This window comes from Polaribacter sp. NJDZ03, assembly GCF_019263805.1.
Classification (GTDB): Bacteria; Bacteroidota; Bacteroidia; order Flavobacteriales; family Flavobacteriaceae; genus Polaribacter.
In genome coordinates this window covers 1,040,054-1,052,514 of record NZ_CP079195.1, presented here as the reverse complement: position 1 = coordinate 1,052,514, position 12,461 = coordinate 1,040,054, and the positions used below count along the sequence as shown (strand labels likewise).

Annotated in this window: 10 protein-coding genes; 6 read left to right on the top strand and 4 right to left on the bottom strand. The window is 29.6% G+C overall.

The genetic code is table 11. The features are described from left to right. Position 1: 1 nt before the first annotated feature. The 5 genes from KV700_RS04385 to KV700_RS04365 all read left to right on the top strand — a co-directional run bounded on the left by KV700_RS04385 (position 2) and on the right by KV700_RS04365 (position 6,135). A complete protein-coding gene (locus tag KV700_RS04385) occupies positions 2-1,213 on the top strand; it encodes an ABC transporter permease (RefSeq protein WP_218599322.1) in 1,212 nt (403 codons plus the stop codon). Positions 1,214-1,321: 108 nt separating this feature from the next. Next, positions 1,322-2,245, top strand: coding sequence for a DUF368 domain-containing protein (locus tag KV700_RS04380; RefSeq protein WP_166382175.1), 924 nt, complete (start codon positions 1,322-1,324; stop codon positions 2,243-2,245). Then, on the top strand, positions 2,246-3,253 hold the full coding sequence (locus KV700_RS04375; protein ID WP_218599321.1) for a DUF368 domain-containing protein: 1,008 nt from the start codon (positions 2,246-2,248) through the stop codon (positions 3,251-3,253). Then, on the top strand, positions 3,234-3,992 hold the full coding sequence (locus KV700_RS04370) for a shikimate dehydrogenase (protein ID WP_218599320.1): 759 nt from the start codon (positions 3,234-3,236) through the stop codon (positions 3,990-3,992). The genes KV700_RS04375 and KV700_RS04370 overlap by 20 nt, the downstream gene beginning before the upstream one ends. A gap of 253 nt (positions 3,993-4,245) precedes the next feature. Continuing rightward, positions 4,246-6,135, top strand: coding sequence for a DUF349 domain-containing protein (locus tag KV700_RS04365; protein WP_218599319.1), 1,890 nt, complete (start codon positions 4,246-4,248; stop codon positions 6,133-6,135). A gap of 508 nt (positions 6,136-6,643) precedes the next feature. Here the strand turns inward: KV700_RS04365 and KV700_RS04360 are convergent. Further along, positions 6,644-7,417, bottom strand: a complete 774-nt coding sequence (locus KV700_RS04360) for a zinc ribbon domain-containing protein (protein ID WP_166382183.1) — start codon at positions 7,415-7,417, stop codon at positions 6,644-6,646. Positions 7,418-7,419: 2 nt separating this feature from the next. Then, positions 7,420-8,514: a Nif3-like dinuclear metal center hexameric protein gene (locus tag KV700_RS04355; protein WP_218599318.1), complete on the bottom strand. Its 1,095-nt coding sequence runs from the start codon at positions 8,512-8,514 to the stop codon at positions 7,420-7,422. A 224-nt stretch (positions 8,515-8,738) separates the two neighbouring features. Between KV700_RS04355 and lpxK the strand changes: the two genes are divergently transcribed. Next, complete coding sequence (gene lpxK / locus KV700_RS04350) at positions 8,739-9,752, top strand: tetraacyldisaccharide 4'-kinase (protein ID WP_218599317.1); 1,014 nt, start codon at positions 8,739-8,741, stop codon at positions 9,750-9,752. Positions 9,753-10,051: 299 nt separating this feature from the next. On the opposite strand, the gene KV700_RS04345 is transcribed toward lpxK, so the two are convergent. Then, positions 10,052-10,768 carry a YebC/PmpR family DNA-binding transcriptional regulator gene (locus KV700_RS04345; protein WP_218599316.1) on the bottom strand — a complete coding sequence of 239 codons (717 nt, stop codon included), beginning with the start codon at positions 10,766-10,768 and terminating at the stop codon, positions 10,052-10,054. A 507-nt stretch (positions 10,769-11,275) separates the two neighbouring features. Next, positions 11,276-12,460 (bottom strand): acetate/propionate family kinase, encoded by a 1,185-nt coding sequence (locus KV700_RS04340; RefSeq protein ID WP_218599315.1) that lies wholly within the window; start codon positions 12,458-12,460, stop codon positions 11,276-11,278. Position 12,461 lies beyond the last annotated feature (1 nt).

Genomic DNA, 12,461 nt, shown 5'->3' with positions numbered 1-12,461 from the left:
AATGAAGAATTTATATAAATTATTTTACAAAGGCATCATCTCGTTTAAGAATACGTTTCGTACGGAATGGAATTCAATTAAATCGGACAAGGCAGTGGTAAGTACTTTTTTATCTGTAACACTTATTATTTTGGTGGTGTATACCTATATATATTCAAATCAAGTAATTAAAGAAGTTCCGGTAGCTATTGTAAACCAAGATGGTACCAGAATGAGTCGAGATTATATTGCTATGTTAGCGGCTACAGAAGGTACAAAAACAATAACATCATTTGCAGATTTAGAAGCAGCAAAAGTTGCCTATTATTCCAGAGAAGTGCAAGGAATTGTTATGATTCCAAAGAATTTTGAAAAGAATATTAGAAGTGGTAGACAAACTACCATTACTACTTTTTCTGATGCCGCAAATATGTTATTTTACAAACGTGTTTTAGGAGATGTTACTACAGTTAACGGATATTTTAGTGCAGGAATTACAATAAAAAAAGAAATGGCAAAAGGTGTTTCTTTTGATAAAGCTCAGCAAAATTATACACCTATAAAAGCAATATCTACTAGTTTATTTAATACAAATTCTGGGTATGCGACTTATTTAATACCAATGTTAACAGCTTTAATTATTCAATTGGTTTTATTGATGGGAATTGGTCTTTTAAGTGGATCTCGACGAGAAACAATATCTACACATACCAAATTTCCAAGAATACTACATAAAGGAGGCGTAATCTCTGTTTTATTAGCAAAAGCCTGTTTGTATACTTTAATTTATATCGTTATTATTCCTGTTCAAGTTGGCGTTGTTTACACCCTATTTGGAATTCCGGTGCGTTCCTCATTATTATCAATTTACGTATTTATAATTCCGTATATATTTTCTGTGGTATTTTTAGGAATAGCTATCAGTTCCTTTTTTAAAAGAAGGGAAGATTCTATAGTATTTTTAGTATTGCTTTCTATTCCGTCTTTAATGTTAAGCGGCTTGTCTTTTCCTGTTGAAGGGTTTTCTAAGTTTTATAAATTTATTTCAGACATAATTCCATCAACACCTGGTATGAATGGTTTTGTTAAATTGACTCAAATGGAAGCTTCATTTTTAGATGTGTTAAAAGAATGGAATCACTTATGGTTATTAACGATCGTTTATTTTGTGATTGCTGCTATTTCTTTAAAATTAAGAGCGAAAAAGGAAGTGAAATTAAAAAAGGAATTATAAAACCTGTACATCTCTTTTTTTTGATTAGAAATACCTTGAAAATCCTAAGCTTTTCTTAATCTTTCTCAAATTTCTATTATCTTCGTTTTTCTAAAAAAGAGACAGAAAATGAGTAGAAATATAAAGGATTATTTAATTATTGGGTTAAAAGGAATGGGAATGGGTGCAGCAGATGTAGTGCCTGGAGTTTCTGGTGGTACAATTGCATTTATTTCTGGTATTTACGAAGAGTTATTAGGTTCTATTAGCAATGTAAACCTTGGGCTATTTAAGACGTTAAAAAAAGATGGATTTAAAGCAGCCTGGACACAATTAAACGGTAATTTTTTAGCATCTTTATTTATAGGGATTTTTATAAGTATCATTTCATTAGCAAAAGTTATTAAATATTTATTAGAAAATGAGCCTATTTTATTATGGTCGTTCTTTTTTGGTTTGGTCTTGGCTAGTATCATTTACATTGCTAAGCAAATTACAAAATGGAATGCTATTTCTGTAATAGTCTTAGTTTTAGGTGCCTTTTTAGCATATTATATTACTACTTTAAATCCTTTAGTTTCAGAAAATTCATCTCCGTTATTTATATTTCTTGCAGGAGCAATTGCTATTTGTGCAATGATTTTACCCGGAATTTCTGGTTCTTTTATTTTAGTTTTGTTGGGCGCATATAAACCTGTGTTAGATGCTTTAAATAATAGAGATTTTAAAACGATTCTAGTTTTTATGGCAGGTGCAATTGTTGGTTTACTAACATTTTCTCATGTATTAAAATGGTTGTTTAAACATTATAAAAACATAACATTAGCAGCTTTAACTGGTTTTATAATTGGGTCTTTAAATAAAATTTGGCCTTGGAAAGAAACCTTAACATGGAGAACCAATTCTCATGGAGTAAAAGTGGCATTTAACGAACAAAGTATAAGTCCTTTTTCTTATAATGGAGATGCAGAGTTAACCATGGCTATTGTATTGGCGGTTGTTGGTTTTGTACTTATTCTAGGTATGGAAAAATTAGCCGTAAAGAAAAAATAAATGTTAGTAGAAAGAACTTTTTTACAGAAATTAATCCTTTTCTTAAAAGGGTTGGCAATGGGAGCTGCAAATAAAGTTCCTGGTGTTTCTGGCGGAACAGTTTCTTTCGTTTTTGGCTTTTATGAAGAATTAATTTACTCTTTTAGAAAGGTGAATTTAAAAGCATTTAAGTTGCTTTTAAATGGTCGATTCAAAAGTTTTTATAGCTACATAAATGGCTCGTTTCTGCTTTTAGTGATGGGCGGAAGTATTTTTAGTTATTTCAGCATTTCTTTAGTGCTAGATTATTTTTTAGTGAACTTTGAACTGTATGTTTGGAGTTGGTTTTTTGGGATGATCATTGGCTCTATTTATTATATTGGTAAAGATTTTGGAGAATGGAGTTTTAAAAACATACTGTCTTTAATTATTGGTGCTTCTATAGGAATTGGAATTAGTTTTTTAACACCAGCTACAGAAAACGACAATCTTTGGTTTGTTTTTGTATGCGGAATTATTGGTGTTTCGGGGATGACGCTTCCAGGGCTTTCGGGGTCTTTTATCTTAATTCTTTTAGGAAATTATGTGTTACTATTGGTAGATTCTGTAAATGTATTATTCAATGTAATTACAAGTCTTTTATCGGGAGATTTTAAAGTTTTATCAGATCCCATAAAAGTACGTTATTTAAAAATAATCAGTGTTTTTACGGCTGGTTCTACTTTTGGATTGGTTTCTATTAGTCATATTTTAGGCTATGTTTTAAAACGTTGGAATCAAATTGTAAATGCAGTTATTATTGGTTTTATTACGGGATCTTTAGGGATTGTTTGGCCTTGGAAAAAAGCAGTGTATTTAAAAGAACAAGAGAACTTTTTAATTGATCAAAAAGGGAATAAAATCGTTGAAAATTATGAACGTTTTGTCCCTGATTTTTCGAATTTAGAAACTTGGACCGCTGTATTTTATATTGTGTTAGGTATTTTGTTAATTTTAGTAATAGATTTTTATGGGAGAAATAAAAAATAAAGTTTTTGGATTATTAGGAAAAGATATTGAGTACTCTTTTTCTCGTGGGTACTTTACAGAAAAGTTTGAAAAATTAGATTTACAAAAATGTAAGTATGTTAATTTTGATATTCAAAAAATAGAAGATTTTACTGCTGTAATAAAAGAAGGAGGAGATAGTTTAGGCGGAATAAATGTTACCATTCCTTATAAGGAAGAAGTAATGAAATACTTAGATAAATTAGATGAAACAGCAAAGGCTATTGGAGCTGTAAATACTATTAAATTTACTAAAAGAGGAAATTTAAAAGGGTACAATTCTGATGTTGTTGGTTTTGAGAAATCAATATTTCCATTGATAAAAAAACATCATAAAGGAGCTTTAATTTTAGGGACTGGTGGTGCTTCTAAAGCAATTGCCTATGCCTTAAAAAAGAATGACATTAAGTTTAAATTTGTTTCTAGAAAACCAGAAGGTAAAAAAGAAATTTCTTATCAAGATTTAACGGAAGAAATGATGGAGAAATATCAAATTATTATCAATTCCTCTCCAGTTGGTACATCTCCTAATACAGATAGATGTCCGGATATTCCGTATCAGTTTATTACAGAAAATCATTTATTGTACGATTTAATTTACAACCCAGAAGTCACAACTTTTTTAGCCAAAGGCAAAGCACAAGGAGCAACAATTAAAAACGGATATGAAATGTTGCAACTACAAGCAGAAGAATCTTGGAGAATTTGGAATAAAGCATAATTAGAAGGCTATTATTTATTTAATATTAAAAAATAGTTGGCAATTAGCGCAGCGCGTTAGGGATTATATTGGAAATCCTTTTTATGAAGAATGAATAAAAAGATTGTAAAGGAAAGCCCGACCTGCAAGGGAACGCCCAAAAGTTAATTATCTAGATTATTTTATAGTTAGATAGTTTGTAGATTTAGTAAGTTGTCAGTATCTTTATAAGATATAATAGTAGTATTATAGTAAGACCTTAAACATTGTAGATATGTTAGAAAAAAATGAAGTAAACGTTGATAAGACGGAAAAGAAAGTAGAAGAAGTTTTAAATGAAACTAAAAAAGTTGAAGTTGTAGGAAATCTTGAAAAAACAGATGATACAGTTAATGCTGTTGATGAAATAGAGAAATCTATTGCTGTAGATGCTGAAAAAGATAGTGATAAAGAAGAGGAATCTGATGTTGTAGATTACTCTAAATTATCTTTAGAAGATTTAGTTTTAGAACTTAAAAAAACACTTTCTGATAATCCTGTTCAAAAAATTAAAAATCAAGTTGAAGGTATTAAAAGTGCTTTTAATCAACAATTTGGAGCTCTTTTGGCAGAAAAGAAAGCAGCTTTTTTAGAAGAAGGAGGTAATTCTATCGATTTTCAATTTTCTAGCCCTATAAAAACGGATTATAATACGCTGTTATCTGATTATAAAAAACAACGTGATGCACATTATAATGATTTAGATAAGCAGCTTTCTTCTAATTTAGAAAAAAGGCTTTCTGTTATTGAGCAATTAAAAGATTTAATTGAAAATGCAGATACTGCTACGATGTATAAAAGTTTTAGAGAATTGCAAGATTCTTGGAAAACTATTGGACCTGTTTCTAAGAACCATTATAATGATACGTGGAAAACCTATCATCATCATGTAGAGCGTTTTTATGATTTATTACATTTAAGCAATGATTTTAGAGATTTAGATTTTAAACATAATTTAGAAGAAAAATTAAAAATTATAGAAAAAGCAAATGCATTGGCAGAAGTAGCTGATATAAATATTGCTTTTAAAGAGTTGCAAGATTTACATAAAATCTGGAAAGAAGATATTGGACCGGTTTCTCAGGAGATGAGAGAAGATGTTTGGGGTAAATTTAGTGAAGCCACTAAAAAAATTCATGATAGAAGACATGATCACTTTAAAGAAATGCGTTCTAAGCATCAAGAAATTGTAGAAAAGAAATTATTGGTGGTAGAAAAGTTAAATGCTTTTGATACTTCTAATAATAAAACGCATAATGATTGGCAAAAAAGCATTAAAGATATAGAAGAATTAAGACAAGAATATTTTAATGCAGGGAAACTTCCGTATTCTAAAAGTGAAGAAGTTTGGCAAAAGTTTAAAGCGGCTACAAAGAAATTTAACAGTGCTAAGAATGTTTTTTACAAGCATGAAAAAAACGATCAGCAAGAGAATTTAAAGAAGAAAATGGAGCTAATTGAGCTTGCAGAATCTCTAAAAGAAAGTGATGATTGGGAATCTTCTACACATACTTTAAAGAAAATACAAGCAGATTGGAAAAAAATTGGTCATGTTCCTCGTAAATTTTCTGATGATATTTGGAAGCGTTTTAAAGCTGCTTGTAACCATTATTTTGACAGATATCACGATCAGAAAAACTCTTTAAATAAAGAGCAACAAGAGGTTGTAGATGCTAAAAAAGAATTTTTAGAAACGGTTAAAGAATTAAAGGAACCTACTAAAGAAGGTATTTTTGAAATTATAAATAACTGGAGAAATTTAGGTGCATTGCCAAGAAATGCAAGACATATAGATGGTAAATTCAACAAATTAATAGATAGAGCTTTAGGTAGTTTAGATCTAGATAAAAATGAAGTTGCAATGTTAAAGTTTACACATGTTGTAGATAGCCTTGCAGCAGATAAGGATGTTAGAAAGTTAGATTCTGAACAAATGTTTGTTAGAAAGAAAATTGATGAAGTTGTTAAAGAAATTCAGCAATTAGAAAATAATTTAGGTTTCTTTTCTAATGCAAAAGATGATAATCCTTTGGTTTTAAATGTGAAAAACAGAGTAGAGGAGTTTAAAGTAGATTTAGCTCTTTGGAAAGAAAAGTTAAGTTACATAAAGAAACTAGATTACTAGTTTACTTGTAAAGTATATGAAATTTAAAACTCGTAGCAATTTGCTTCGAGTTTTTTTTTGTTATTATTACAAAAAAAGTAGTTTTAAAATACTTTTTTAATTTTTGACTATTTAATTATAAAAACGATACGTCTGTCTGAGCATTTTGCCTTTGCTGAGTAAAAGCTTTGTTCAAGACTGTGTTTTTGTTCCTGAATGCTTTTCGATAAGGCTGCCTGTGGAAGGTAACCTTACTATGACATTTAGATTTTCAATTGTTTTAGCAAAATATTAAATATCTTGTAGTGTTAAAAAATAATATGAATAAAGCGAGCTAGGTTAATAAGGTAAAACCTTGTCATGCTGAACTTGTTTCAGTATCTCAACTTATAGACGTTCGGTTTCGTTAAAATCTGAAATAAATTCAGATTGACAAAAAAACACCTTTTTAAGTAGCCACTTTTCTATATAAAACAAAAAACTCGAAGCTAATTAGCTTCGAGTTTTTTATAAATTATGTGTAGAAAGATTAAGAAAAGAATTTCTCCATTTTTAATTTTTCTTCTTCAGCCAAAGCAGCATCTACTAAAATACGACCACTATGCTCATCGATAGTAATTTTCTTTCTATTTGCTATTTCTAATTGAACCTGAGGTGGAATTGTAAAGTAAGAACCTCCAGAAGCACCACGTTCTATTGCAACAACTGCTAAACCATTTTTTACTTTAGTTCTAATTCTTGTATAAGCTGCAAATAAATGAGCATCTAAAGTTTGAGAAAACTCTTCAGATTTTTGAGCTAATAACTCTTCTTCTTTTTCAGTTTCTTTTAAGATTGCATCTAATTCAGCTTTTTTATGACCTAAATGTTTTTCTTGTTTTGCTAACTTTTCGTTAGTAGCAGCAATAACTTCGTTTTTCTGAGCTATTTTTGCTTTGTATTCAATAATTCTTTTTTCAGCTAATTGAATTTCTAAATCTTGATATTCAATTTCTTTAGATAAAGAATCGAATTCTCTGTTATTTCTAACTTTCTTTTGCTGCTCATCATACTTTTTCATTAACCCATTAGACTCTTCTATCGCTAATTTTTTGTTGTTAATGTCAGTTTCTAAGTTTGCTGCGTCTTGGTTTAAGTTCGCAATTCGCGTGTTTAATCCGGCAACTTCATCTTCTAAATCTTCAACTTCTAAAGGTAGTTCACCTCTAACGTTTCTAATTTCGTCAATTCTAGAGTCGATTAATTGTAAATCGTATAAAGCTCTTAACTTTTCTTCAACCGAAATTTCTTTCTTCTTTGCCATGTTTATATATAATATATAGGATTTGTACTTTCTTCTGATAAAATGACTGCAAAATTACTAAATTTTTTCGTAAGATAGTCTACCAAAAGGTTTTTTGTAAACTGTTCACTCTCATAATGTCCAATATCTGCCAAAAGGATACTATTTTCGGCTGTAAAAAACTCATGATATTTAAAATCTGCGCTTACATACGCATCTGCACCTGCTTTTATTGCGTTAGAAATGGCAAAACTACCAGATCCGCCTAAAACAGCTACTTTTTTTATTTTTTTATTGATTAAATTAGAATGGCGCACACAATCGGTTTTCATTGTGGCTTTTAAATATAAAAGAAAGTCGGTTTCATCCATCTCCGATGGAAGTTCGCCAATCATTCCCATTCCAATATTTTGATGTATATTTTCGGTGGTTGTAATTTCGTAAGCAACTTCTTCGTAATGATGATTTGCTTTTAAAGCTTTTAAAATTGCTGTTTCATTTTTACTTTCATAAATGATAGAAATAAAGGTTTCTTCTTTTGTTGTGTTTTCTCCTTTTTTACCTACAACCGGATTCGATTTTTCGTTACCTCTAAAAGTACTTTTTCCTAAACTATTAAAAGAACAATTGTCATAATTACCAATATTTCCTGCACCTGCTGCAAAAAGATTATTTCGCAATGTTTCTGCATATTCGGTAGGTATGTAGGTAGTTAGTTTTTTGATAATTCCTTTCTTCGGAATTAAAATCTTAGGGTTTTCTAAACCTAAAACTTCACACATTTTAGCTGAAACCCCATTATTAGAATTGTCTAAAGCCGTATGAGTAGCATAAATAGCAATATCATTTTTTATCGCCTTTAAAACCACACGTTCTACATAAGAATTTCCGTTTAGTCTTTTTAAACCTCCAAAAATTATAGGATGAAAACTTACAATTAAATTACAGTTTTTAGCAATTGCTTCATCTACGGTTTTTTCTAAAGTGTCTAGTGTAACTAAAACTCCAGAAACAGTTGTACTGTAATTACCAACCAATAACCCAACATTATCAAAATCTTCAGCATAATTTAAAGGTGCTAATTCTTCTAAATAATTAGTGATGTCTTTTATAATCATAAATAAATATTGTGTCTAAAAACCAAAGTTAACATTTTCATTGTAAGAATCTATATAAATTACCTGCTTTTTAGGTGTGATCTCCTATAAATTTATGCAAGGAATTAATTTATTTTATAAAAAATATCGCAATTAAAATAATAGATGAATTTTACACAAGAAATATACGTGAAATTCGTGATTTTTTCTTTTTTAATGCGTGTAACCTGCTTATTTTTGAATTAATGAAACTTCTAAGATTTTTACTATTTCCATTTGCCATTATTTATGATGTGGTCACTAGCATTCGTAACTTTTTTTTTGAAGTAGGTTTTTTTAAACAGACTTCTTTTAAGGTTCCGGTAATTGTTGTTGGTAACTTAAGTGTTGGCGGAACTGGGAAAACGCCACAAATAGAGTATTTAATTCGCTTATTAAAAGACCATTTTAAGACCTCGGTTTTAAGTAGAGGATACAAGCGCAAGACTACGGGTTTTGTATTGTTAAATAATACGCATTCTGCGGAAGATGTTGGAGACGAACCTTTGCAGTATTTTAAGAAGTTTAAAAATATTAATGTTGCTGTTGATGCAAATAGAGTAGCAGGAATTTCTAAGTTGATTACAGACAATGCACCTGAAGTTATTTTATTAGATGATGCTTATCAACATAGAAAAGTAAAAGGTAGTTTTTACATTTTATTGACAAAGTATGATGATTTATTTACGGATGATTTTTTATTGCCGACAGGAAATTTAAGAGAAAGTAGGAGAGGAGCAAAGCGATCAGATGTTATTTTGGTAACCAAATGCCCTGTAAATTTAACGGAGTCTTCAAAAAATAAGATTGAAGAGAAGTTAAAGAAGTTTCATGAAAAGGTCTTTTTTACAACGATTTCTTATGATAATAAAACAGCTGGATCTGAGTCTATTTTGATTGATGATTTAAAAAATTACGAAGTTTTATTAATTACTGGAATTGCAAATCCAACGCCGCTTTTATCTTTTTTAAAGGAGAAGAATGTAAATTTTAAACATTTAAAATTCGCAGATCATCATCATTTTACAGAGAATGAAATAGATACAATTAAGAAGGAATACAACGATTTAAAGACTTCTAAAAAGCTTATTTTAACTACAGAAAAAGATTATGTGCGTTTAGAAAACAGCCTAGAAAAGCTTTCTTTTCTCGGAATACAAACTTCTTTTTTAGAGAGTGGCGAAGAATTTAATAGAATGATTAAAAATCATATACAATAAAACCAGCGTTGTTAGGACGCTGGTTTCTTTTTTGATTTTTGTTAGCAGTATATCTTTAAATATACCCCATTTATTAGACACAATTATTTTTGATAAGTCACATGTGTTACTTTTTTTTTGAATTTATAAAATATAAAGACCTCAGATAGTTTTATTATCTGAGGTCTTTATATATGTATTATAAATATTTTAAAATCTAAAATCCTTTTGCGTTAGGGATAGCAGTAGAAAGCCCACAGCCCGCAAGGGCGAGGACTTGTAACGAATAGCCCGACCCTTGTGGTAACGCCCAAATAATATTACATTTCCATTGAGTGAAATACATTTTGTACATCATCATCTTCTTCTAATTTCTCCAACAATTTTTCAACATCGGCTTGTTGCTCTTCGTTTAATTTTGTGGTTGTAGTTGGAATTCTTTCAAACCCAGACGATAAAATTTCTGTATTATTTTCTTCAAAGTAGCTTTGGATAGCTCCAAATTGCTCAAAAGGTGCGTAAATGATAACTCCTTCTTCGTCATCAAATACTTCTTCAACTTCAAAATCGATTAATTCTAACTCTAATTCTTCTAAGTCGATTGTAATATCTTCTTTTTTAATAGTAAAAGTACATACGTGATCAAACATAAAAATAACAGAACCAGAAGTTCCTAAATGTCCATCGCATTTAGTAAAAGCAGATCTAACATTGGCTACTGTTCTGTTGTTGTTGTCTGTAGCAGTTTCTAAAACAAGTGCTATTCCATGCGGTGCATAACCTTCAAATAAAACTTCTTTATAGTCTGCAGTATCTTTATCGGTTGCTTTTTTTATGGCACGTTCTACATTGTCTTTAGGCATGTTTGCAGCTTTTGCATTCTGCATAACTGCTCTTAATCTAGAATTTGAATCTGGGTTTGGACCACCTTCTTTAATAGCCATAACAATATCTTTACCAATTCTAGTAAAGGTTTTTGCCATTGCAGACCAACGTTTCATTTTTCTTCCTTTTCTAAGCTCGAATGCTCTACCCATTTCTAATTATTTTTTTGTAAAAATTATAAATACAAATGTAAAAATTAGCAAGTTGACTCACAATTTTTTAACCAAGGATTTTTTAGAAATATAGCTATTAGTGGGTATTGTAGTTAATTTAGTTTTTTTGTAATTTTATGAAAACTCTAAATATTGAAAATAAAAAATAATACTTTATTTATTATTACTTTTTACAATGTCTTTTTTTGCATAAGATAAACGAACATCTAATTGGTCTTAATTTTTAATAGACTTAATTAGTGGCATAGCCAAAAGTAGTGCATGTTTATCATGGCTATAAAAATTTAATAAGATAAGTATTGTTTTATTGTGTTGGTAGTGAATTGTTTAGTGGTTATGGTAAATGACGATTCTAATCATGAATTTTATAAGTAACGAATACATACTATAATTCTGATGGTATAACTTTTGACGATTAGAAGAGCAAAAATATTTAGATTTCTAACGAATATTTATGTCAAGTTTTACATCAAGATTTTAGTATGGTTATTTTAAAAGTTTGTAAGTCTCTTTTGCAATTTCTAGTTCTTCATTAGTAGGAATTACTAAAATTTTTACTTTGCCTGTTTCTTTCTGAATTTCTCTAATTTCGTTAGAGCGAATGTCATTTTTTTGTTCATCTAATTCAATACCAAAAAACTCTAAATCTTTGCAAGACATTTGTCTCATTAAAATTGAGTTTTCTCCAATACCGGCTGTAAAGATAATAGCATCTAATCCATTTAAAGCAGCAGTATAAGCACCTATAAATTTTCTAATTCTGTAACTAGCTAGATTTAAAGCAATTTTGCATTCTTCATTTCCATTACCTGCTTTTTCTTCAATTTCTCTTAAATCAGAATAACCTGTTAAACCTTTCATTCCAGATTCTTTTTGTAAAAGATCATTCACTTCATCTGCAGATTTATTAAATTTCTTCATTAAAAAGAAAATAACAGATTGATCGATATCACCAGCACGAGTTCCCATAACTAAACCGTTTGTTGGCGAAAATCCCATAGAAGTATCTATACATTTACCGTCTTTAATTGCAGCCATACTGCAACCATTACCTAAGTGAATGGTAATTATTTTTGATGATTTTTTACCTAAATATTCTATCGTTTTTTCTGAAACATATTTATGACTAGAGCCATGAAAACCGTAAGCTCTTACTTTATTTTCTTTTAAATAAATAGTAGGAATCGCATATTGGTATGCTTCCTTAGGCATTGTTTGATGAAAAGCAGTATCAAAAACGGCAGTTTGTTTTGCAGATGTAAAAATAGTTTCTGCAACCTCTATGCCCATTAAATGTGCAGGATTGTGTAATGGAGCTAAATCAAATAAATCTTTAATATTAAATTTTACTTTTTCTGTAATAAGAACAGTTCCGTTATATCTGCTTCCTCCATGCACAACTCTATGACCAATTGCTTTTATTTCATCAACCGAAGTTATAACACCTAAGTCTGGATCTAATAAAGCTTTTGCTATCTTTTTTAAACCAATTTCATGGTTTAATATTGGTGCAACTTCAGAGTGTTTTTTATCTTCTTTTTTATGAGTAAAAATAGCATCTTCCATACCTATTCTCTCTACTAAACCAACACATTTTACGGTTTGTGAAGGCATTTCTATTAATTGATATTTTAAAGATGAAGAACCTGCATTTATAACTAAAATATTCATA